Origin of the sequence: Bacteroides celer, assembly GCF_002632415.2 — a bacterium.
Taxonomy (GTDB): Bacteria; Bacteroidota; Bacteroidia; order Bacteroidales; family Bacteroidaceae; genus Bacteroides.
Genome location: NZ_CP178209.1, coordinates 2795333 through 2819473, shown reverse-complemented (window position 1 = coordinate 2819473; position 24141 = coordinate 2795333). Strand labels below are relative to the sequence as shown.

Annotated in this window: 15 protein-coding genes; 8 read left to right on the top strand and 7 right to left on the bottom strand. The window is 41.7% G+C overall.

What is annotated here, in order from left to right; translation table 11 throughout:
• Nucleotides 1–11: 11 nt before the first annotated feature.
• From CJF29_RS11320 to CJF29_RS11310, 3 genes are all read right to left on the bottom strand, one after another.
• Nucleotides 12–1472 carry a hybrid sensor histidine kinase/response regulator gene (locus tag CJF29_RS11320; RefSeq protein WP_254780833.1) on the bottom strand — a complete coding sequence of 487 codons (1461 nt, stop codon included), beginning with the start codon at nt 1470–1472 and terminating at the stop codon, nt 12–14.
• A gap of 385 nt (nt 1473–1857) precedes the next feature.
• Nucleotides 1858–2472, bottom strand: a complete 615-nt coding sequence (locus CJF29_RS11315) for a DNA polymerase ligase N-terminal domain-containing protein (RefSeq protein ID WP_074558314.1) — start codon at nt 2470–2472, stop codon at nt 1858–1860.
• 262 nt (nt 2473–2734) lie between these two features.
• A complete protein-coding gene (locus CJF29_RS11310; RefSeq protein ID WP_074558313.1) occupies nt 2735–3526 on the bottom strand; it encodes a head GIN domain-containing protein in 792 nt (263 codons plus the stop codon).
• A gap of 94 nt (nt 3527–3620) precedes the next feature.
• On the opposite strand from CJF29_RS11310, the gene CJF29_RS11305 reads away from it, so the two are divergent.
• The 7 genes from CJF29_RS11305 to CJF29_RS11275 all read left to right on the top strand — a co-directional run bounded on the left by CJF29_RS11305 (nt 3621) and on the right by CJF29_RS11275 (nt 15753).
• Nucleotides 3621–4436 (top strand): AraC family transcriptional regulator, encoded by an 816-nt coding sequence (locus tag CJF29_RS11305; RefSeq protein ID WP_008999540.1) that lies wholly within the window; start codon nt 3621–3623, stop codon nt 4434–4436.
• Nucleotides 4437–4565: 129 nt separating this feature from the next.
• Nucleotides 4566–5474: an alpha/beta hydrolase gene (locus CJF29_RS11300; RefSeq protein ID WP_074558311.1), complete on the top strand. Its 909-nt coding sequence runs from the start codon at nt 4566–4568 to the stop codon at nt 5472–5474.
• 188 nt (nt 5475–5662) lie between these two features.
• Nucleotides 5663–8131: a glycosyl hydrolase family 95 catalytic domain-containing protein gene (locus tag CJF29_RS11295; protein WP_176553151.1), complete on the top strand. Its 2469-nt coding sequence runs from the start codon at nt 5663–5665 to the stop codon at nt 8129–8131.
• A gap of 13 nt (nt 8132–8144) precedes the next feature.
• The gene (locus CJF29_RS11290; protein WP_074558343.1) at nt 8145–9347 is read left to right on the top strand and encodes a glycoside hydrolase family 105 protein; all 1203 of its coding nucleotides are present in this window, start codon (nt 8145–8147) and stop codon (nt 9345–9347) included.
• A 23-nt stretch (nt 9348–9370) separates the two neighbouring features.
• A complete protein-coding gene (locus CJF29_RS11285; protein ID WP_074558308.1) occupies nt 9371–10834 on the top strand; it encodes a glycoside hydrolase family 140 protein in 1464 nt (487 codons plus the stop codon).
• Between the two features lie 52 nt (nt 10835–10886).
• Complete coding sequence (locus CJF29_RS11280) at nt 10887–14753, top strand: family 78 glycoside hydrolase catalytic domain (RefSeq protein ID WP_099146896.1); 3867 nt, start codon at nt 10887–10889, stop codon at nt 14751–14753.
• A 112-nt stretch (nt 14754–14865) separates the two neighbouring features.
• On the top strand, nt 14866–15753 hold the full coding sequence (locus tag CJF29_RS11275) for an SDR family NAD(P)-dependent oxidoreductase (RefSeq protein WP_074638041.1): 888 nt from the start codon (nt 14866–14868) through the stop codon (nt 15751–15753).
• Nucleotides 15754–15767: 14 nt separating this feature from the next.
• Here the strand turns inward: CJF29_RS11275 and CJF29_RS11270 are convergent, their stop codons facing one another.
• The gene (locus CJF29_RS11270; RefSeq protein ID WP_032853583.1) at nt 15768–16574 is read right to left on the bottom strand and encodes a patatin-like phospholipase family protein; all 807 of its coding nucleotides are present in this window, start codon (nt 16572–16574) and stop codon (nt 15768–15770) included.
• 153 nt (nt 16575–16727) lie between these two features.
• On the opposite strand from CJF29_RS11270, the gene CJF29_RS11265 reads away from it, so the two are divergent.
• The gene (locus tag CJF29_RS11265) at nt 16728–17618 is read left to right on the top strand and encodes a DMT family transporter (RefSeq protein ID WP_008999532.1); all 891 of its coding nucleotides are present in this window, start codon (nt 16728–16730) and stop codon (nt 17616–17618) included.
• Nucleotides 17619–17728: 110 nt separating this feature from the next.
• Here the strand turns inward: CJF29_RS11265 and CJF29_RS11260 are convergent, their stop codons facing one another.
• The 3 genes from CJF29_RS11260 to CJF29_RS11250 all read right to left on the bottom strand — a co-directional run bounded on the left by CJF29_RS11260 (nt 17729) and on the right by CJF29_RS11250 (nt 24104).
• Nucleotides 17729–19693, bottom strand: a complete 1965-nt coding sequence (locus CJF29_RS11260) for a DUF3826 domain-containing protein (RefSeq protein WP_099146889.1) — start codon at nt 19691–19693, stop codon at nt 17729–17731.
• Between the two features lie 56 nt (nt 19694–19749).
• Nucleotides 19750–21084, bottom strand: a complete 1335-nt coding sequence (locus tag CJF29_RS11255; RefSeq protein ID WP_008999530.1) for a glycoside hydrolase family 28 protein — start codon at nt 21082–21084, stop codon at nt 19750–19752.
• Between the two features lie 200 nt (nt 21085–21284).
• The gene (locus tag CJF29_RS11250) at nt 21285–24104 is read right to left on the bottom strand and encodes a glycoside hydrolase family 78 protein (protein WP_074558303.1); all 2820 of its coding nucleotides are present in this window, start codon (nt 24102–24104) and stop codon (nt 21285–21287) included.
• Nucleotides 24105–24141: the final 37 nt, after the last annotated feature.

Sequence of the window (24141 nt, the reverse complement as noted above, 5' to 3'; positions counted from 1 at the left end):
TGATCCTACATCTACAAACCTTCTGTTAACGGGCAGCATGTAACTACCTTGCAAGGTGAAAGTGAATGTAAAAGCTTTTTTTTCACCATAAAGCGAAGAAGTCCAGTATTTACCCGATAAAGATAAATCTCCAGCCACCCAATTAGTATGTCTGCCCTAAGTTTACAAATGCTTTCCGTACGTAATCCCAGACGGTCTGCCCCACTCCCCAAATGTGACAAATAGCTTTCGTTATCAAAGGCTCTTAATAGAAGAATGATTGGTATGTATCCTATCGTTTTATCTTCCTTAATTTGAGTGCTAAGTATATCTCCGCTTATTCCATTCACATTGTCGTCAATAATGATAGCATCAGGATTTTGACTGATAGCCGTATCCATCAGCAGCTCCGGATTATCAAGAACAGAGATCTGAAAATAGCGTGATAAGGTTTTCTTTAAATAATCACTAAATAACTTATCTGCCATTACTAATAGGATATGGGAAGTTTCTCTCGTTTTAGTATTTTGTTTATTGGTCTTAGGATTCTCGCAGGAGTCATTTGTTGGCGTCTTCGTTTTTGTAGAAGAATGTCTCAACACCGGGCATGACTGATTCAGGCAATGGCAGTCTGTCGGAATGACGATTTGGAAAGTAGCTGCTTTACCATGTCTGCATCCGGTTATTTTTCCACCATGCAGACGGATGATTTTTCTTACCGTCCATAAATCACTATATCCATACACAGGAAATATAATAGGAATAAAGGGGAACATTTTCTCTGTTCTTTGCCCGGCTATTTCATTATTGCTAATCTGCAACTGCCAGGAATTCATTGTGTGGGTTACGTTGATCGATATGCAACAGCCTGACTCGGAAATCAAAATCATCTTGTTGATAAGGTGCTGAAGTGCTGCAGTCATTATGTTTTCGTTTATCCTGCAACTGACGCAATCCGAACATTCACCAACAGTCAGCTGTATCTGGCGGGAATTGGCATAAGCCCGGCATTGATTGACAATGGAAGTAACATAAGTGGAAAGTTCCAAATTTACCGTTGACGTTTTAGGAGGAATTCTCTTAGTTACTTTATTGAGAGTTGCAATATTCTGGTTACAATATATGATACATTCGGCATATCCCAGTGCTTCTTCCACTTGTTGGGAAAGAGGTTCAGGGAGGTTGCCAGTTTTGAGTTCTTCCAATTGATTCCGCAGCAATATTAACGGTGTATGTGCTGTATGGAGCATGTTCATGGCAATCTTAAATTTTTCATGCGATAATAACTGCACATTGTATTCTATTATAAGATACGCAAATAGAATCACAAACAGTCCAATACCGAAACTTTCCACAGGGACCGCATATCCAAGCAACGACAAATCGGGTAAAATGATGCCAATAGTTTGTTTGCTGTTTACTAAATTGGCTCCAGGATCTGCAGAGAATAAAGCTCGGAAGCTTACTAATAAATTCAGGTAACAATCATTCATACTAATATCGGATTTGATTAATATTTTACACCTTTAGTAAAACACGCTTGATAATCTTTTAACGTGCTTAAAATCCGATGCAAGTATAAACTTTTCAACGTACATACAGGAGGTGGTTTCCAACAAAAACAATGGGTGTTTTCTATCAAAAATGGTAACAATATCTTTTGTTACCGAAATATTAAGGGGGTATACGATCAGATCTTCATTTTACCCAATCGTCCCCATTTAGTTAATTATTTTCATTAGAAATAACACGGTCATAATATCATAAAAGTTAATTGAATCATCAAAACAATAGAGTATATTGAATTATAAAGCTACGTATATAATTAGAAAATTATATATGTAAGTGAGTATCATTTAATCATAAGGAATATATATATTACAGGAATACCTCATCATACAATGGAATGTTCTTCGCATCGTAGACATGAGTGACTGCAAATACATCGTCTTTCTTGATTAGTAACCAGTCTCTGTCCTGGTCGTCCATATTCGTATGGATAAGGGTAAACAGGCCTTTGAGCTTATGACCATGTAATTTGAATTCAAGTATTCCGTTTTTAATGGCAGCGGAAATGTTACGATTATTACCGACATAAGCATAGGTTCCACTATCCCATATTTCCACTGTACCTGCTCCATAGTTGCCTTCGGGTATAACTCCCTCAAAATGTGCGTAACTCAAAGGGTGATCTTCTACCTGTATGGCCAGTCTTTTATCTTTCGGATTCATGGAAGGGCCTTTAGGAACTACCCAGCTTTTCAACACTCCATCCACTTCCAGACGGAAATCGAAATGAAAATGACTGGCTTCATGCTTTTGGACAACAAAAACAGGTATCCGGCTTGGAGTTTCCACGGTATCCGCCATCGGTTCGGGAGTCTCACTGAATTGTCTTTTTGCTTGGTACTCTTTGAGGTTACTAAAAGAGGGATCTACCTGCTTTTCTACCATCTTTATACTTTTTCCTTCATCGGGAGAATTCTTTGCCATAATCTGTATTTTTTCAGGTGAATAAAAAAAACGAATGATTCATTGTCACAACAATCAGCATATCTGTTTGTTGCCGGAATTCATCTATTTTAATGGCTTTAAAACCGTATTTAAGTTTGCTAACTTATTTTTCTACTCGTTTTCACCCTTCTCCCAGGAATGTATCCCCCAATTATCATGTATTATGTTTGTTTATAGCAAAAAAGCGGGTAAATATGTAACATAGCACATATTTACCCGCTTTCTGCAAAGATCTAATTTCTTACTTGCCGGAAATTGAGTCTTTCTTGCCTTGCTTATTTACAATAGAAGGATTTCCTTTATATTCAATATCTCCGCTGCCACTGGCTTTTGCGTCCAACTGTTTGGAAGCGTAACAAGATATATCACCGGAACCTGAAACAGTAGCAACTACATTAGTAGCAGTCAACTTGTCGGCACTGATATCGCCGGAACCATTCACAGTCAGCATAGCCATTTGAGTAGAACCTTTCATTTCCACATCGCCGGAACCGCTAACTATCGTTTTTACAGTAGTGGCCTTCACATTCTTCACGTTAATATCTCCACTACCTTTTACAAAAGCAGAAAGATTGGTATATTGCAGATTTTCGGCTTCAATATCTCCGGAACCTGTTATATTCAGATTTAAATCAGCTCCTTTGAGGGTACCTTTCAGATATACATCGGCCGATCCTTTAATATCTACATCATCCAATGAAGGAGAAGAGGCAATCACTTTCAACCGGCGTTCTCCGCTAAGAATCTTAACGCCTTTCTTTATATTTACCTGCAGCACTCCATTTACTGTAGATACTTCCAACAGGTCAACCAGATTATCTGATCCATATATAGAAACTGTTGTTTTAGAATCACTACTCTGACGATACTCAACGTCGGGACTACCCAGAACTCTGATTGAACTGAAATTACTCACGTTATTCAGTTCTTTCGTGATATATTTCTTACTAGGAGTAACGGTCTGTGCCTGTATTCCTGTAAAGCACAAGAACATCAGCACCACTAGCATAGATGTAACATTAAAACTTTTCATAATTTCTTCTTATTAAATATTCTACTGACAAATATAGGAAGTATATTTCAATTTACAAGAAAATAGTTATCTTTGAAACAGAATCATTGTGAATATGCAACCAAAAGAGACGATTATATTTAAATATTCCGACATCATCTTCAGTTTTCTAGTGAATGATGACACGGTATGTACTCATAAAGCTGTATCGCATTTGCTGATCTATGTGTATTCGGGAAAGATGTCGATTACGGAGCAAGGGGATGAACTGACTGTGACTGCCGGGGAATGTGTGTTTATCCGCCGGGACCACAAGGTGGTGATTACTAAAGGACCTTATAATGGAGAGCAGTACAAAGGAATCACGATGCAGTTCAACCGGGATTTCCTGATTAAACGCTACAAAGCATTGGATAAGAAAGAGATATGCGCACAGCTCGCTCCATTTCAAAATTCGGTTGTAAAATTATCCAAGTCTGCAGATATTGACAGTATATTCCTGTCGATGATTCCTTATTTTGACTCTTCCAACAAGCCAAATGACGAATTGATGAAGCTAAAACTGCAGGAAGGGTTGCTTACTCTCCTTTATATGGATAAGAGCTTCTACCCTACTCTGTTTGATTTTACAGGACCTTGGAAGATTGATATCATCAATTTTCTGAACGAGAATTATATGTATGATTTGTCCATAGGTGAAATTGCTTTATACACCGGACGCAGTCTTGCCACTTTTAAAAGGGATTTCAAAAAGATCAGCAATTTATCTCCCCAGAAATGGATTATGCAAAAGCGCTTGAATGTGGCATACGAGAAAATAAAAGAGGGTGGCGAAAAGATTGCGGATGTATGTTTTGATGTCGGTTTCAAGAATAGATCACATTTCACTACTGCATTCAAAAAGCAGTTCGGTTTTACGCCGACACATTAAGATCTTTTTCATATTGAGCTTTTCAGAAAAGGACATTTGAGCCAAAGGGAAAAACTGTTAGATTCTATCCTCCGTATCTTTGCATCAGTAAAAAGTACGAATAATAATAGAATCTAAAAACTATCTACAATGAAGAAGAATGTAACTTTCAAGAATCGCGCTATCAATATGGCGGGGAATCTTTATTTACCCAATGATTTCAGTGATAATAAGAAGTATGCAGCTATCGTCTGTGTACATCCCGGAAGTAGCGTAAAAGAACAGACTGCGGGCATTTATGCCGGAAAAATGGCAGCACATGGGTTTGTAACTCTTGCTTTTGATGCTTCTTATCAGGGAGAAAGTGGCGGAGAACCTCGATATATTGAGGAACCGGCTGCACGTGTGGAGGACATACGAAGTGCAGTGGATTATCTGACAACGTTGGAATTCGTTGATCCGGATCGTATTGGAGTATTAGGTGTTTGTGCCGGAGGCGGCTACTCTGTAAATGCAGCCATGACAGAGCATCGTATCAAAGCAGTAGGTACAGTGGTAGGTGCCAATATAGGCAGAATATATCGTGAAAATAATCCTATTCAAACATTAGAGGCAATCGGTAAGCAGCGTACAGCGGAAGCTAATGGTGCAGAGCCTATGATTATCAATTGGACACCAAGTAGCCCTGAAGAAAGGGAGAAACAGGGAATAACGGATATAGATATCGTGGAAGCTGTAGAGTACTACAGAACACCCAGAGGAGAATATCCCACATCCTGCAACAAACTTCGTTTTGTCAGCATGGCATCCGTCTTGGCGTTTGACGCTTTCAATCTGGTAGAACAATTGTTGACACAGCCTCTGCAAATCATAGTTGGCGATAAACAAGGGGCATTCGGCTCATACAAAGACGGACAGGAACTTTATCGACGGGCAACTTGTGAAAAGGATTTGTTGGTTATAGAGGGGGCCAGTCATTACGATTTGTATGACATTCCTAAGTATGTGGATCAAGCTGTCAAAAAGTTGACAGAGTTTTATGGAAAGCATTTGAAATAATAACATTCCAAATTTCTAAATAGAGACTCTCTAAATTTATTTTAGAGGGTCTTTTCTTTTATTCGTTTCCATAAGTGTTCTTTTTATTAAATAACTTTCCATCGTCATAACTTCTTTTGCCTACATACTAGGTACAAAATTCCCTATTAAACGTCCTTTTATAAAAGTATAAAAGCAGTTAGATGGAAATGAATAAAAAGAGATTAATCGGGTATTTGTTTGTACTGATGTCTGTGGGCTGCATTCATGCGCAGGAAACGAATGTGTCTGCACAAGAATATAAACTATGGTATGACTGCCCGGCACAGGTATGGACAGAAGCACTACCTTTGGGAAATGGACGCCTGGGAGCCATGGTTTATGGGACACCAGGGACAGAACAAATACAACTAAACGAAGAAACTATCTGGGCAGGACGCCCCAATAACAATGCTAATCCGGACGCGCTGGAGTATATTCCCAAAGTGCGTGAATTTGTTTTTGCCGGAAAATACCTGGAAGCACAGACTCTCGCTACAGAAAAAGTGATGGCAAAGACGAATTCCGGAATGCCATATCAAAGTTTCGGTGATTTGCGAATTGCCTTTCCCGGTCATACCCGTTATTCCAACTATTATCGGGAGTTAAGTCTGGATTCAGCCCGCGTGATAGTGCGTTATGAAGTAGACGGAGTGCAATATCAACGCGAAACGATTACTTCATTTACCGATCAGGTAGTAATGGTGCGACTGACTGCCAATCGTCCCGGACAAATTACATTTAACGCTCAACTGACTTCGCCTCACCAGGACGTAATGATCGCTTCTGAAGAAGGAAACTGCGTAACTCTTTCAGGAGTATCCTCCTTGCATGAGGGATTGAAAGGGAAAGTGGAATTTCAAGGCAGATTGACTGCTAAAAATAAAGGTGGAGAAATAGCTTGTGCCGATGGGATACTTTCTGTTGAGAAAGCTGACGAAGCAATCGTCTATGTATCTATTGCAACTAATTTCAATAATTATCAAGACATCACCGGTAATCAGATAGAACGGGCAAAGAACTATTTGGAGAAAGCAATGGTTCATCCATTCATCGAATCGAAGAAGAATCACATTGATTTCTATCGGCAATACCTGACACGCGTTTCTCTCGATTTAGGAAAAGACCAATATTCAAATGTGCCAACCGATAAGCGTGTGGAAAATTTCAAGAACACCAATGATGCCCATCTGGTTGCCACTTATTTCCAATTTGGACGTTATCTGCTGATCTGTTCTTCCCAACCGGGAGGACAGCCCGCCAACCTGCAAGGAATCTGGAATGATAAATTATTCCCTTCCTGGGACAGCAAATATACTTGTAATATCAATTTGGAAATGAATTACTGGCCTTCGGAAGTAACAAATCTAAGTGAGTTGAATGAACCGTTATTCCGCTTGATAAAAGAGGTTAGCGATACAGGAAAAGAGACGGCTAAGGTTATGTATGGAGCCAACGGATGGGTATTACATCATAACACGGATATATGGCGCATCACAGGGGCGGTTGATAAAGCTCCTTCAGGTATGTGGCCCAGTGGTGGTGCATGGCTTTGCCGACATCTCTGGGAACGTTATCTATACACCGGAGATATTGAGTTCCTGCGTTCTGTTTACCCGATACTGAAAGAGTCCGGACGTTTCTTTGATGAAATCATGGTGAAAGAGCCGGTACACAACTGGTTGGTAGTCTGCCCCAGTAATTCACCGGAGAATGTACATTCGGGGAGTAATGGGAAAGCCACAACAGCTGCCGGATGCACCATGGACAACCAATTGGTCTTCGATCTTTGGACAACAATTATATCTGCTTCTCAAATACTGGACACAGATCAGGAATTTGCCACTCACCTGGCCCAACGTCTCAAAGAAATGGCTCCTATGCAAGTAGGACACTGGGGACAACTACAGGAATGGATGTTCGACTGGGATGACCCGAAGGATGTACACCGCCACATTTCTCATTTATACGGACTATTCCCCAGCAATCAGATTTCTCCTTATCGTACTCCTGAATTATTCGATGCAGCACGTACTTCTCTGATTCATCGCGGAGACCCGTCGACCGGATGGAGCATGGGATGGAAAGTTTGCCTCTGGGCACGCCTTCTTGATGGTGACCATGCTTACAAACTGATTACAGATCAGTTGACTCTTGTGCGCAATGAGAAGAAAAAAGGAGGCACCTATCCTAACCTGTTCGATGCGCATCCGCCATTCCAGATTGATGGAAACTTCGGTTGTGCCGCAGGTATTGCAGAAATGTTGATGCAAAGTTACGATGGTTTTATTTATCTGCTTCCTGCACTTCCTACCGTCTGGCAGGAAGGTTCTATCAAAGGAATTATTGCACGTGGAGGTTTCGAGCTTGATTTGAGCTGGAAAAACGGAAAAGTAAGCCGTTTGGTTGTGAAATCTCATAAGGGAGGTAACTGTCGCTTACGTTCACTCAACCCATTAACAGGCAAGGGGCTGAAGCGTGCCAAAGGTGAAAATCCGAATCCTCTTTATGCTGTTCCCACTATTCCCGAACCATTGATTAATGAAAAGGCAAACCTGAATAAGGTGGAAATTGCAGAAACTTACATCTATGATCTGCCTACCAAAGCAGGGCAAGAATATATATTGATTGGAAAATAATAACTCGACCGATATGAACAAAAACTTATTAAAACTGATGGTGGCTTGTGGAACGGTTTGTTTCCTGGCATGCACAGCACCTCAAAAAGTAGAAACGGAAAAATGGAGTGAACGCATGGCACGCTCCGAAATGAAACGTTTCCCCGAACTCTGGATGATTGAAAAAGCTAAGAAACCACGTTGGGGATATACCCACGGACTGGTAGTGAAATCCATGTTGGAAGAATGGAAACATACCGGAGATAGCACATATTATGATTATGCCAAGATCTATGCGGATAGCTTGATTGATGCCGACGGACGTATCAAAACCATGAAATATCTTTCATTCAATATTGATAACGTCAACGGCGGAAAGATTCTTTTTGATCTTTATGCACAGACCGGAGACGAACGTTACAAAATTGCCATGGATACTTTGCGCAAACAAATGACAGAGCAGCCCCGCACCAGTGAAGGAGGGTTCTGGCATAAATTGAGATACCCTCATCAAATGTGGCTGGACGGAATCTTTATGGCTTCTCCCTATCTGGTTCAATATGGAGCCACTTTCAATGAACCGGCTTTATTTGACGAAGCGAAGAAGCAGATTCTTTTAATAAATAGTAAGACTTATGATCCTGCAACAGGATTGTATTATCACGGATGGGATGAAAGCCGGGAACAGAAATGGGCAAATCCCGAAACGGGTTGCTCTCCTAATTTCTGGAGTCGCAGCATCGGATGGTACGGAGCGGCTATCGTAGATGTACTGGACTTCCTGCCACAGGAAACTGCCGGACGCGACAGTATTATACAGATTTTGCAAGGATTGGCAAAAACGATTGTTAAATATCAGGATCCTCAATCAGGAACCTGGTATCAGGTGACCGATCAGGGAGCACGGGAAGGTAATTATCTGGAGTCATCTGCTACTGCCTTGTTTGTCTACACTCTCGCCAAAGCTATCAATAAAGGATATCTTGGCAACGAATATATCGAACCGACAAAGAAAGCCTTTGATGGAATGGTAAAGACATTCACCCGTCTTGAAGAAGATGGTAGCTATACAATCACTAACTGCTGTGCAGTGGCAGGATTGGGCGGAGACTCGAAAAGATACCGTGACGGCTCATTTGAATATTATATCAGTGAACCGATCATAGAGAATGATCCGAAATCGGTCGGTTCATTTATTCTGGCTGCTATTGAATACGAGAAACTCACCACAAAGTAATAAACTAAAAACGATAAAATACAATGAGAAAATTCAAGATTCTTCCTCTCTTATTGCTGTTGCTAACTTTAGTTATCCCGGCAGCAGCACAGAAGAAAACGCAAAAGACGTACATTCCCTGGAACAACGGAAAGCTTGTAGTTTCCGAAGAGGGACGTTACCTGAAACATGAAAACGGTGCTCCTTTCTTTTGGTTAGGCGAAACGGGATGGTTATTACCCGAACGCTTGAACCGGGATGAAGCCGAATATTATCTGGAACAATGTAAACGCCGCGGATATAATGTGATTCAGGTTCAAACATTGAATAATGTTCCATCTATGAATATCTACGGACAGTATTCGATGATTGACGGATATAACTTCAAAAACATCAATCAAAAAGGTGTATACGGTTATTGGGATCACATGGATTATATTATCCGTACAGCAGCAAAGAAGGGTTTGTATATTGGTATGGTCTGTATTTGGGGAAGTCCTGTGAACCGGGGTGAAATGACTGTTGACCAGGCAAAAGCATACGGTAAGTTTCTGGCAGAACGTTATAAGGACGAACCGAACATTATCTGGTTTATCGGCGGAGACATCCGTGGCGATGTGAAAACCGCTGAATGGGAAGCTCTGGCCACTTCTATCAAAGCTATCGACAAGAATCACCTGATGACATTCCATCCGCGTGGAAGAACAACTTCTGCTACTTGGTTTAACAATGCTCCCTGGTTGGATTTCAACATGTTTCAAAGCGGACACCGCCGCTACGGACAACGTTTCGGAGACGGTGATTATCCTATCGAAGAAAATACGGAAGAAGATAACTGGCGTTTCGTAGAGCGTAGCTTGGCCATGAAGCCTATGAAACCCGTGATTGACGGTGAACCGATTTACGAAGAAATTCCTCATGGCCTGCATGATGAGAATGAATTGCTCTGGAAAGACTATGATGTACGCCGGTATGCTTACTGGTCGGTATTTGCCGGTTCTTTCGGACATACATACGGTCATAATTCTATCATGCAATTTATCAAACCGGGTGTAGGTGGTGCTTATGGCGCTAAAAAGCCTTGGTATGAAGCACTGGATGATCCGGGTTACAATCAAATGAAGTATCTGAAAAACCTGATGCTGACTTTCCCGTTCTTCGAACGCATACCCGATCAGTCTGTCATCGTAGGACAGAATGGAGAACGCTATGACCGCGCCATTGCTACACGTGGTAATGATTATCTGATGGTATACAACTACACCGGACGTCCAATGGAAGTTGATTTCAATAAAATTAGCGGTGCGAAAAAGAATGCCTGGTGGTACACTACGAAAGACGGTAAACTGGAATACATCGGAGAATTTGATAACGGAGTGCACAAATTTCAACATGACAGTGGTTATTGCAGTGGAAACGATCATATCCTGATTGTAGTGGACAGCAGTAAAAACTATATGGAAAAGGACTGGACAGAGTTACCAGACCGGCAAGGTGCCGGAGCCTAGTTTCCATTCGGTGCCAAAGTAAGCAATTACTCTTTTTATATAACTTATGCTCATGAATAAAAGAATATTTATATTATTCCTATTTTCTCTTCTGCTCTTTACCGGGTCCATATACGCAGCCATAGGTATCACTGACCTGCGAACAGAACAGTTGAAAAATCCGGCAGGTATTGATGTGCGCCAACCTCGATTGAGTTGGCGCATCGAATCGAATGAACAGAATGTGATACAAACTGCGTATCACATTCTTGTTGCATCTACCCCGGAGCTATTGGAACAAGGAAAAGGGGATATCTGGGATTCAGGAAAGATTGAATCTGACGTTTCCCAATGGATCGCTTATCAGGGAAAAACGCTAAAGCGTAATGCTCCCTACTATTGGAAAGTGAAAATCGACACCAACAAAGGGACAACAGATTGGAGTACTCCGGCTTTCTGGACTACAGGACTGTTTAATGAAGCAGATTGGCAAGGGCAATGGATCGGTTTGGATAAAGCTGCTCCCGGAGACAGCGAAACACAATGGAGCCGCTTGGCAGCTCGCTATCTCCGCAAAGAATTTGCATTGAAGAAAGAAGTGAAACGTGCCACTGTGCACATCGCCGGAATGGGATTGTATGAACTGTTTATCAACGGACAACGTATCGGCAATCAGGTTCTGGCTCCTGCTCCTACCGACTATCGGAAAACGATTCTGTACAACACCTATGATGTCACATCGTTGCTTCAAACAGAGAATGCTATTGGAGTAACTCTCGGAAATGGTCGTTTCTATACGATGCGCCAAAACTATAAACCGTATAAGATACCGACTTTCGGCTATCCTAAACTTCGGTTGAATCTGATTGTGGAATATGCAGACGGCAGCAAAGAAACGATTGCTACAAACACTACCTGGAAATTGACTACTGACGGTCCTATTCGTAGTAATAATGAATACGATGGTGAAGAGTACGACGCCCGTAAAGAGTTAGGAAACTGGACTCAAACCGGGTATGATGATAAAAGCTGGATGCCGGCACAACGTGTGAGCATTCCTTCGGGAACATTGCGTGCGCAAATGATGCCGGGTATGGAAGTCACAGAAACGTTGAAACCTGTTTCCATTAAAAAGCTCGGCAATAAATATATCTTGGATATCGGTCAGAATATGGCAGGATGGGTACGTTTCCGAGTTAAAGGACAGGCTGGTGACAGTATCCGCCTCCGTTTCGCAGAAAGTCAGCAAAGCAACGGTGAACTTTACACCAGAAATTTCAGGGATGCCCGTTCTACAGATGTGTATGTTGTCAGTGGACGTGAAACAAAAGATGCTACCTGGGCACCTCGTTTTATCTATCATGGATTTCGCTATGTAGAAGTTAGTGGTTATCCGAATGCGAAGGCTGAAGATTTCGTTGCCGAGGTAGTAGAAGATGAAATGGAACATACCGGAACTTTCAGCTGTTCTGACGAGACTCTGAATAAGATTATCCGTAATGCATTCTGGGGAATCCGGAGTAATTATAAAGGTATGCCGGTAGACTGTCCACAACGGAATGAACGCCAACCATGGTTGGGCGACCGTACCATGGGGTGTTGGGGAGAGAGTATGCTTTTCGATAATTATGCAATGTACACCAAATGGACGCGTGACATTCGCGAAGCACAACGGGAAGACGGCTGTATTCCTGATGTGGCCCCGGCATACTGGAATTATTACTCGGATAATGTGACCTGGCCTGCCGCTTTACCTATGGCCTGCGACATGCTTTTCACAAATTTTGGAGACAAACGTCCGATCGAGGAGAATTATCCGGCTATCAAAAAATGGGTATCTCATATCCGCGAATACTACATGACAGAGGAATATATCATCACCAAAGATAAATATGGTGACTGGTGCGTTCCACCCGAATCATTGGAGTTGATTCACAGTAAAGACCCATCCCGCAAGACTGATGGAGATTTGATTGCAACCGCCTATTATCTAAAAGTGTTACAACTGATGCACCGCTTTGCAAGTCTGCAAGGGCTGAAAGCTGATGCAGAAGAATGGGAAGATTTGGAACATCGCATAAAAGATGCATTCAATGCTCGTTTTTTGCATGTAAAAGAAAGTACCTCTCCCGTACCGGGGCATGCCTTATATCCGGATAGTATTTTCTATGGCAACAACACGGTTACTGCCAATATTTTGCCACTTGCTTTCGGACTGGTTCCTAAAAATCAGATCAATGCAGTAGCCCAAAATGCTGTAGCTTCTATTATTACGACCAACAAAGGACATATAAGTACTGGAGTAATCGGTGTACAATGGTTATTACGTGAATTAAGCCGCCGTGGACATGCCGATGTAGCTTATTTACTGGCTACCAATAAAACATATCCTTCCTGGGGATATATGGTTGAAAAAGGTGCTACCACTATTTGGGAATTATGGAATGGTGATACAGCCAATCCTGAAATGAACAGTGGTAATCACGTGATGCTTTTAGGCGATTTATTACCTTGGTGTTTCAATAATCTGGCAGGTATTCGTGCAGACCGCTGGAAGTCCGGTTACAAACATATCGTTTTCCAACCGGCTTTTGAAATCCAGGAATTAAGCAATGTAGATGCATCATACATGAGTATCTACGGGAAAATAACCAGTCGGTGGGCAAAGACTCCTACTCACCTGGAATGGGATATCGAGCTTCCTGCCAATACAACAGGCGAAGTACATCTACCAGATGGACGGAAGGAAAAGATCGGATCGGGAAAATATCACTTCAGTGTAGACATCCCCACCCGGAATACGGCTATTCTAAGTGATGAATTCCTGTACGAAAAAGCTTCTTTCCCCGAATGTCACGGAGCTACAATTGTAGAACTGAAGAACGGTGATCTCGTAGCCTCTTTCTTCGGAGGCACCAAAGAACGCAATCCGGATTGTTGCATCTGGGTATGTCGTAAGCCGAAAGGTTCCAAAGAATGGACTGCCCCAAAACTTGCCGCTGACGGTGTGTTCTCGATCAAAGATTCACAAGCTGTATTGGCTGGAATCGATTCAACTTGTACACCTGTGAAAGATGAGAAAGGAAAACTTATTGCCCGCAGAAAAGCTTGTTGGAATCCGGTTCTTTTCCAGATTCCCGGAGGTGACTTGATTTTATTCTATAAAATAGGTCTGAAAGTGAGTGATTGGACAGGATGGCTGGTTCGTTCACGTGACGGAGGAAAGACTTGGAGCAAACGTGAACCGCTTCCGGAAGGTTTTCTTGGACCTATTAAGAATAAACCGGAATATATCAATGGACGTATCATCTGCCCTTCCAGTACGGAAGGAAGTAACGGATGGCGTGTCCACTTCGAGATTTCCGATGACAAAGGCAAGACCTGGAAGATGGTAGGTCCATTGGATGCCGAGTTATCCGTCCCCACTCAAAACCGTAAAAAAGGTGGCATGAATGTGGACGATCAGGAAGGAGGAGAAGCGATCAGAGGAGAAGGAGCCAAACCTGTTTATGCGATACAACCTAGTATTCTGAAACATAAAGACGGAAGATTACAGGTACTCTGCCGTACACGTAACGCACAAGTAGCAACTGCATGGAGCAGCGATAATGGTGATACGTGGAGTAAAGTAACGCTGCTGGATGTTCCGAATAATAATTCCGGAACGGATGCTGTGACAATGAAAGACGGCAGACATATACTTATCTACAATAATTTCTCTACATTACCCGGAACTCCGAAAGGTCCGCGTACTCCGCTTTGTGTGGCAATATCAGAAGATGGCATCAACTGGAAGCCTGTTCTTACATTGGAAGATAGTCCGATCAGCCAGTACTCTTATCCCAGTATTATTCAGGGAAAAGACGGGAAACTGCATGCCATATACACTTGGCGTCGCCAACGAATTAAATATGCAGAGATAGATCCGACGAAGTTTTAAATTGAACCGTCATCTGAATAAAATCGACCGCTCCTTTGTCCGCAAAAGAGCGGTCGATTCTTTGTATTTATCCATTTTATATTTTACATTTGCCAAGAAATAAAAAAGAACGATGGCAGATAATTATATAGAAAGGCAACAGGAACAATATGAAGCCAGAAAGGCTGCTTGGAAACAAGCACAGAAATATGGTAAGAAGAAATCTACAACAGTTCATCCGACCGAATCGGCTTCGTGTACTCCAATGACCTCAAAATCATCTCCCTCCAAAAGAAGAGTATTTATAACAGGAGGAGCGGAAGGTATAGGCAAGGCAATAGTAGAAGCTTTTTGCCTGTCCGGCGATCAAGTCGCTTTTTGTGATATAAATGAAATAGCGGGACAAGAGACTGCAAAAGCAACCGGATCTATATTCCATAAAGTCGATGTCAGCGATAAGGATGCGCTTGAAAGTTGCATGCAACGTATTCTTTCCGAATGGAATGATATTGATATTATTGTCAACAACGTCGGTATTAGTCAATTTTCGTCTATCACCGAAACGAGCGTAGAGGATTTCGACAAAATTCTTTCTATCAACCTACGCCCTGTATTTATCACCTCCCGCCTGCTTGCCATACATCGTAAAGAACAGTCTTCTCCTAATCCATACGGCCGGATTATCAATATCTGCTCCACACGTTACCTGATGAGTGAACCAGGAAGTGAAGGTTATGCAGCTTCGAAAGGTGGTATCTATTCTTTAACTCATGCACTGGCCTTGTCGTTATCCGAATGGAATATCACCGTCAACTCTATTGCTCCGGGATGGGTACAAACTCATGATTATGACCAACTCCGGCCGGAAGATCATTCACAACATCCTTCGCGACGGGTAGGCAAACCGGAAGATATTGCCCGTATGTGTTTGTTTTTCTGTGAAGAAAACAATGATTTCATCAATGGAGAAAATATCACGATTGACGGAGGAATGACGAAAAAGATGATTTATCTGGAGTAATTTAAAGTATCATATTATTCATTGTCGAGAAATTCTTTCAACACGCTTCGGGTAACTTCCACTCCTGTCTTCACTATCGAGGCTGCATGATGAAACTCCAACATATCATAGGTATCACCGGACATCTGAATTAAGATATCCGGCTGACAACGCTCTATCTGGTAACGAGTGATTTGTTGCATCATCATTCTTGAAGATTCTGTCAATAGATTATAAGGAGATATTTTCTTTTTCTTTCCGGAATCGAGGGGTGCATTCACATCGACAGCTATCAGGATATCTCCTTCAATGCGTTTTACATGAGCCAATGGAAGAGGATTCAGAATGCCTCCGTCAATCAAAACCATACCGTCTTTTCTCAACGGACGGAAAAGCATGGGGATAGAAATAGATGCACGGATAGCTTCATGTAAGCTCCCCCTGTCAAACCTCACTTCCTGATCGCGGACAATATCCGTAGCCATTGCTACATAAGGGACAGGCAAGTCTTCAATATTCATGTCCGGAATAATCTGTTTCAGTTCTTTGATAAAACGGTCACCTTTCACCAATCCATCCCGGCTTAAAGTAATATCCGCCAATTCCCACATCTTACGTTTATCCCAACTATATAGCCACTCCTTACATTCTTCCATTTTTCCTGAAGCGTACATCGCCCCCACCATAGCTCCCATCGAGCTTCCTGCAATAGAGGTGATCTCAAAATTGTGACGGAGCAATTCTTCAATTACTCCTATATGCGCTATTCCACGTGCTCCTCCCATAGAAAGGACCAATGCTACTTTTTGCTTATCCATATCATATATATTTCTATTAGCCATCCACAAAATAACACATTTTCTGCGAAAAAGATGTTTAAATCAATTTAAGAATCTGTTAATCGAAGAAAAACACACTGTTCAAATAATAAACAAAAGAATTTAGTAACTTTGCGGCCTCAATAGGCTTATAGTTAATTATAGAGTAATCATAAAATGAAAGAAGCTTTCATCAAGCTGCATATATCCATTATTATTGCAGGCGCTACAGGAGTATTCGGGAAGTTGATAACACTCAATGAGGGATTGTTAGTCTGGTGGAGAATGATGTTTGCAACTTTGATACTGGCAGGTATTCTATACTTTGCGAAAAAGTTACCAAAACTTCCTTTGAAAGAAATACTAAAGATTAGTGGTGTCGGAGTACTGTTGGCACTGCATTGGATATTCTTCTATGGAAGTATCAAAGCCTCCAATGTTTCTATCGGGGTGGTTTGTTTCTCAATGGTGGGTTTCTTTACGGCTTTTCTGGAGCCACTGATTAATCGGCATAGAGTGTCACTGAAAGAAGTTACATTCAGCCTGCTTACCCTATTCGGAATTGTCCTGATATTCCATTTTGATACTCGTTATCGTATGGGAATAACATTAGGTATTATATCTTCTGCATTGGCGGCGCTATTTACTATAACCAATAAGAAGACGGCAAAGAATCATGCTTCAAGTGCCCTGTTACTGTATGAGATGTTTGGCGGATTTATTGGAGTTTCCTGTATTCTTCCTTTCTATTTGCATTATTTTCCGGTGTCCACTATCGTGCCCGGTATGGGAGACTTAATCAATCTACTATTACTCGCTTCTTTCTGTACTGTCGGACTATATTTATTGCAAATTCAGGTTCTGAAAAAGATTTCAGCATTTACGGTCAATTTAAGTTATAATCTGGAACCTATATATAGCATCATTCTGGCCATGATTATTTTCAATGAGGCCAAAGAACTGAATATTGCTTTTTATTCCGGGCTCGGGATGATTATCTTATCTGTTATTTTGCAGACACTAAGTGTTACATTTCAAAAGAAATTTAGTATACCACAACAATCATAAGAATTTAAAATAAGATCCCTATCCGGGATAGTTAAAACAAAAAGGTAGCAATCCTCTACATCATACGGATTGCTACCTTTTTTAGCTTCTTATATTCAAATCAAGTAATTCTATTTCTTTTCTTGAGCCTTCTTTTCTTCCTGTCGTTTATTCACATAATCCTTGAACATCTGACGCCAGTTACGACCATGCTCATTGAAATACTGTTCGCATTTGGTTTTATAAATTTCGAAGATGGCAGAGATCTGCTTCATATTCTTATAGTCAATAGCCTGTTCGCGAGCCAGCTTCAACTGTTCCAGGACGTAAGCAGTTTCCTCCTCTGTCATATTGGGCACAATGGTCTGATAACCTTTCAAGGTAAAAGCGACTTTACCTACCGTATATTTATCGAGGATTTGTTCTATCTGTTCTTCAGTCAATACTCTGCGTAACTCTTTCATTAGCCTTTCATGTACTTCTTTCGGCATAGCAGAATCTGCAATCATTTCACGGTCGAGCTTGGAAAGCGGCTTGCCTGTAAGAGGATTGATACCCTCGGGAATTGTTGTATAGGGATGCTCATTGTGCCAGTCGCGAACTTTACGAAGATGGTTATAAATAGCTGTTGCCGCAAAACCTGCCTTTTTCTCATCATCCAACTTTAAAGAAGCTACCCAGTCCATGGCTTTCTTTTCAAGAGAAGCATCTGATTTTAAATCAGCAAAGGTCTTCTTGTCAAAATAGGCGGCTACCTTGTCAAATGACCGGATTGCACCTTCGGGAAGCAAAGCTCCTTTTTCTCCAAAACTATACATAGCAGATTCCGGTTCAATGGTAACTTTGCTTTCGTCCAGCATCTTTTTGTCCAACTTGAACACGTCTGCGAAGAAATCATAAACAGCATTCCGTTTGTTCGGACCAAAGTCATGTTTCTCCTTGGGGAGATGTACATTCGTTACTTTGTCTTTCGCGTTATAGAATCCATAAATTCGTTGCAAATAAGGAAATTCAAGAGTAGGAACACTAGCCGTCCAGTCGCCACCATCAGATACCACGAGTTGTGGACGAGGGGCAAAAGTAGCAGCTAGCTCCGCATTACAGGTTCCTCCTGCAGAAAGTTGAATGGGCATTCCGCTTTCACACGGACAGCCACCGTCAAAGTGAGAAGCAAGGCTCACCACGGGAGCAGAAGCAGTAAAACGATCATCTAATACACTCAACAAAACAGTATGAGTGCCCCCTCCTGAACCACCATTTGTACCGATACGACTGGTATCAATATCCTTACGGGAAGCAAGCATAGACTCAAGAATCAACAAGCCATTCATTGCCTGAATAGTGTGCGCCGCACTACTACGATGTGCCGCACTGCCAACTTGTAAAGCCGACTCTCCCCATCCGAACAAATCATAATCCACACAAATAGCTCCCATACGTGCTAAAGTGCCCATACGTTGTTGCTGGTCCTCACGATAACGTCCGCCACCAAAATGTCCGTTAGGACAAATAATCAACGCATGTTTTCCTTTTGATTGAGGTGTGTAGATAGAACCGCAAACATATAAGCCGGGAAGTGTTTCAAGTGCAAAATTCTGCACTGTATAGCCATCAAACTTACGTATCTTCGAAAGAATAGGTTTGGATTTAACACATTGAGCTAGTAAAGTGTCGATACCCAAACGTTGACGCACTTCTTTTTTCAAAGAATCAACGCGAAGTTCAAAAGCCTGTCGATCTGCATAAAGAGTATTCAAATAAGCCAGCATCTTTTCTCCGTCTGCATCCGTACGACGTGGATATTCATACGCTTTTAGCTTATACATATTTCCTTTCTGTTTGACAAATTTATAATCGAAAGGTGCCAATACATTCGTCAGGGATTCTTCTACAGAATAAGGACGAATACGAAAGTCGGCATAAGGCAACACTTTTCCCACTGTATCAATATCATATTTCAGGCGGACTCCGAAACGGTTTTGAATATCCGTCAGTACTTCATTCAAGGGACGGGCAAATTCCGTCTCGTATGTTTGTGTCTGCGCTTCAGCCGAAAGAGATGCGGCAAGAAGCATGGTAAAAAGGATTCGTTTCATTTTTAATTATTTGATTCTAAGTAAGTCATCATAAAGACATCAGATGCAGAGCAGGATTACATTTTAATCTCTTCACCATTGACGATCACATCATCCATCGTGATACGCTCACAATTTTCAAAGATACATTTCTGTTTTCCTCCCTGAATATGAATATCACGCAAAACAATGTCAGATATCGGCGCTTCTTCCAAACCCACTATTTTGATTGGAGTCTTTACATCTGTCACAGTCATTCCACTGATATGTACGTTACGGAAGATCGGAGTGCGTTCACTCTTTGGTTCCGCAGGCATTTTACTATATTTCAAATTCAGCACGACTGCTTCCTGTTTAATATTACTCATAACAACGTTGCTAACGCGAATGTCTTCAACGACTCCTCCCCTTCCACGGGTTGACTTGATGCGGATTCCACGATCCGTTCCGTCAAATACGCAATTGGAAATAGTCACTTTACGCACACTTCCACTCATCTCACTGCCGATAACAACGCCTCCATGGCCGGAAAGCATGGTACAGTTGGTTATGGTGATATTTTCGCAAGGTACTCCCAAACGACGGGCCTGCGCATCTCTTCCGGACTTGATTGTTATGCAATCGTCCCCCACTGATATATGGCAGTCACTGATATGCACATTGCGGCAGGATTCCGGATTAACCCCGTCTGTATTTGGTGAAGGGGCATTATCAATAGTTATCCCCTTTATTATTACATTATCGCAAAATTCAGGATTCACCGTCCAGAAAGGAGAATTGATAATTTTCACTCCTTCAATCTTTACTTTCTTACAACGAACGGGCTGGATAAACAGAGGACGGAAAAAGCGACGCTGCAACGTAGTTACATAATCCTTATTCGTTTCAGCATAAATCGCTGTCGTATCGTTTGCTGCATCCCACATCGGCTGATATTTATTTATATCACGCATGCCGTTATCTTTCAAATCAATCATGACACGAAAGAACTCCATCCACCATTTCTTTCCCTGTCCGTCCAAAGTTCCTTCTCCTTTGATGGTAATATTCTCGGCATCTACCGCATAGATCAAAGGCTGGAAACTTTTCATCATCACTCCTTCGTGACGAACCTCGACAAAAGGAAGATAGTCATCGAAGTTGTCAGAAAAGAGCAAAGTAGCTCCGGCTTCCAACTCCAGTGTAATGTTGCTTTTCAGATGAATACTTCCTGTCAGATAAGTCCCGGCAGGAAAGAAAAGAGTACCTCCGCCGCCACGGTTCAAACGATCAATCGTTGAATTGATTAGCTTTGTATTAAGAGCCTTACCATTTGCTTTTGCACCGGTCTTCAACATATCCACACGCTCGGCACGGAGAATTGTGGTTGCACAGAAGCAAAGAAAGACGAGAAAAGTTGTCCGTAAATTCATAATCGATATTATTAAATTATATTTCATCATTGTCTTCTAAAAAATCATGCTAATAGAATCTTTTTTTCTTCCCAATGTTTGAATACAATCATTAAAATGTTTTTTTCAAACATGCTATATGATTAAAATAAAGATGCTGCGTGGCTTTTTCTATGAATACATTGTTTTTTTAATTCTACAAATATATGCAAAAGGTTCTTTCATCTTGCACAAACCAATTGATATGTTCCACTCTGTATCTCTTTGGGTTCTTTTTCTCCCGGAAGATAAACGACAGCCGTAGTATTCACCGGAACAGATATGTTTAAAGTGAAAATTCCGTTCTGGCTAGTCCAATCTACAACAATAGTACCGTATAAAGTTTCATACGATGCTTTGACATATTTCAAATCTCCTACAGGCTGGGGAGCGATGATAAACTTTTGATAGGTAGTAGATGGGCGGATACCGACCAGCGAATTAAAGAACCATTCATCAATCTGTCCCATCATAAAGTGATTCCAGGAAGAACCTTGGCGGGGATCCCATTGCTCGGTTAAGGTGGTAGCACCGAATTTCAACTGGAAGCCATATCCTGGAGCTTCTTCGTGATTGAACATCTTATAAATAAGTTCGTGCTGACCATTACGCGCCAACGTCTGAATCAGATAGCGGTTACCCACATCACCGGTCGTTAAGCGATTGCCATGTGCTTCCACATCTTTAATCAGATTCATAAGTACTTTCTCATCCAACTTTGCATCCGGTTGATAACTGCCTTGTTCATCTGAATCCTGCGTCATCTGGAGGAATAACGGAAGTGCATTACTACATTGGCTCCCTGTACCATACTGTGCTGTCTCTTTATTGAGAAAACATTTATTAAATGAGGCAAGTATTTCATGTGCCAAAGAAGTATAATAATGAATGTCAAAGTCATTGCCAACCATTTTCGCAGCTTTTATTAAAAACATTACTGTCATATAATAATGCGCGGTAGCCACCAGGGGAACCGGTGTATTCCTAGAGAATCCGGCACGAAAATCTCCGTAATCATACCAATCTCCCAAGCCGAAAGAAAGAATACCCATCTCTGCACGAGTCTTCAGATAATCCACATAACGGCGCATATTCGGATAATATTTCTTAATCAACGAGTCATCTCCATACGTCTCATAGTACATAAATGGGAAAATAACCAGAGAACCACCCCATTCCGGAGATTCGGCAAATGCATCCATGCCCGGACCTTCAAAAACCACGTATTCCGGAGCAGTTGTCGGCATGGCACCGTTGGCATGTTGCGCATCTGCCATATTCTGCATAATCTGCGGAGCATAAGCTGTCAAATCATAGTTGTATAATAGCCCAGGACCATTCAGATGCACCTGTTCCAGCCAGCCTAGTTTTTCACGATGCGGACAATCTGTAAACACAGACTGCATATTGCTACGCACTGCTTTTTCGATCAATCGATGGGCAGCATTAAATATTCGGTTGGATGATTCGAAAGTGGAAACTTTCTTAGCTGAATTAAAGACGAAACAGGATTGAATATTCTTCAACACAGGCAATCTCTGCGGATTCTTTTGACCTTTTAAGACAGCCCCCTCGACTTGAATATATCTAAAACCGTAATAAGAGAAACGAGGATGCCAGGTTTCGTCACCTTCACCTTTCAGTGTATATTCATAATAGTGTTGACGTCCCGTTTGTCGCTGATTACAGGCACCTTCATCTGTCAATGCTTCGGCTACGAGCAGAGTTACTTTCTGTCCACGTTTACCACGTACTGTTATTTCCGGAAAGCCAGCCAGATTTTGCCCCATATCCAACACGAAAGCAGAAGGATCGACAGTTCTTTTAGTCGATTTAGAAGCTGAAGCAATCTGTTCTGCATTTAGTTTGGTTACCTTTTGAATATCATATCGTTCCATGATTTTCACCGGAGGCGCCATCTGTGGACGTAGTATTCCTTTAGGAGCTTCCTGTATAACTACCGGACGCCAATGACTATCATCAAAGCCAACCTGATTCCATCCTTTTTGCTCACGACGAGCATCGTAATCCTCACCTCCATATATGCAATTGAAAGTTACCGGACTAAAATCATATTTCCAGTCATTGTCAGAACGAAGTGTTGTAGATGTTCCATCTTCGTAATTAATAACCAGTTCAAATAAAAGTGTAGGAGGACCAAAACTTATCTGTAATTTGCGATAACGTCCTCCTTGCACATTATAGAATCCATTCCCCAATAAGATTCCCACGGCATTCTCACCATGCCGCAATTGTTCCGTTACATCATACGTGTTATAGTAAACAGTTTTATCATAATCACTCCACAGCGGAGCAAATTCACTGTTGCCTACTTTCTTGCCATTCAAAGAGAATTCATAGAATCCCAAACCACAAACGTATGCAGTTGCTTCTACTATTTTCTTGCCCGATTGGCGGTTTGTATTCCCTTCTGTCCTATCTCCCACCTGGAATGTTCTTCGCAAACAAATACTTTTCTTTGCTAAAGTGTCCACTGCTTCCCAAGCTGCCTTTACCTCCGGTTTCTTCAACTCTCCACCATGAAACTTGCGTCCTTCCGGTAAATGAGCATTCTGACGAGTGATAGCTCCAATCCATTTTCCTTCGGAAAGTCTTGAAGAAGCAGAGCGAAACTTTGCTTCACGACTCCATTCAGAGGGTGCATCTGTCTCATCCCAAACACGAACCCGCCAACTATAATTAAATTGATTATCAGGTCGTATATCTGCCCCCTCTATAGAAACCAGCTGGCTCTGTGTAGAATAGACTTTTCCACTATTCCAAACGGAACGTCCTGTAAAAGCTTCCCGGATGTCAATCTCATAAGCTGATTGTCGCGTTCCATTTTCCGGCGATTCCATCACCCATCCCAAGCGAGGTGAACCTTCGACCACTACCAGACCTTCCTGCATTTCACAGGTAAGGCGGCTGATTGTTATAGTCTTTGCCTGCATAAAACATGGCAGGCAAAGAAAAAGAAGGAGATATTTCTTTATATTCATTGTTCAGACTATCCTATCTATATTATCAGATAAATGA

Excerpts from the sequence above, each read along its gene's own strand:
- CJF29_RS11250 (WP_074558303.1), bottom strand. The coding sequence starts at position 24,104 with ATGAATATAAAGAAATATCTCCTTCTTTTTCTTTGCCTGCCATGTTTT.
- CJF29_RS11295 (WP_176553151.1), top strand. The coding sequence starts at position 5,663 with ATGAATAAAAAGAGATTAATCGGGTATTTGTTTGTACTGATGTCTGTG.
- CJF29_RS11255 (WP_008999530.1), bottom strand. The coding sequence starts at position 21,084 with ATGAATTTACGGACAACTTTTCTCGTCTTTCTTTGCTTCTGTGCAACC.
- CJF29_RS11260 (WP_099146889.1), bottom strand. The coding sequence starts at position 19,693 with ATGAAACGAATCCTTTTTACCATGCTTCTTGCCGCATCTCTTTCGGCT.
- CJF29_RS11290 (WP_074558343.1), top strand. The coding sequence starts at position 8,145 with ATGAACAAAAACTTATTAAAACTGATGGTGGCTTGTGGAACGGTTTGT.
- CJF29_RS11285 (WP_074558308.1), top strand. The coding sequence starts at position 9,371 with ATGAGAAAATTCAAGATTCTTCCTCTCTTATTGCTGTTGCTAACTTTA.
- CJF29_RS11270 (WP_032853583.1), bottom strand. The coding sequence starts at position 16,574 with ATGGCTAATAGAAATATATATGATATGGATAAGCAAAAAGTAGCATTG.
- CJF29_RS11300 (WP_074558311.1), top strand. The coding sequence starts at position 4,566 with ATGAAGAAGAATGTAACTTTCAAGAATCGCGCTATCAATATGGCGGGG.
- CJF29_RS11305 (WP_008999540.1), top strand. The coding sequence starts at position 3,621 with ATGCAACCAAAAGAGACGATTATATTTAAATATTCCGACATCATCTTC.
- CJF29_RS11320 (WP_254780833.1), bottom strand. The coding sequence starts at position 1,472 with ATGAATGATTGTTACCTGAATTTATTAGTAAGCTTCCGAGCTTTATTC.
- CJF29_RS11310 (WP_074558313.1), bottom strand. The coding sequence starts at position 3,526 with ATGAAAAGTTTTAATGTTACATCTATGCTAGTGGTGCTGATGTTCTTG.
- CJF29_RS11275 (WP_074638041.1), top strand. The coding sequence starts at position 14,866 with ATGGCAGATAATTATATAGAAAGGCAACAGGAACAATATGAAGCCAGA.
- CJF29_RS11315 (WP_074558314.1), bottom strand. The coding sequence starts at position 2,472 with ATGGCAAAGAATTCTCCCGATGAAGGAAAAAGTATAAAGATGGTAGAA.
- CJF29_RS11265 (WP_008999532.1), top strand. The coding sequence starts at position 16,728 with ATGAAAGAAGCTTTCATCAAGCTGCATATATCCATTATTATTGCAGGC.
- CJF29_RS11280 (WP_099146896.1), top strand. The coding sequence starts at position 10,887 with ATGAATAAAAGAATATTTATATTATTCCTATTTTCTCTTCTGCTCTTT.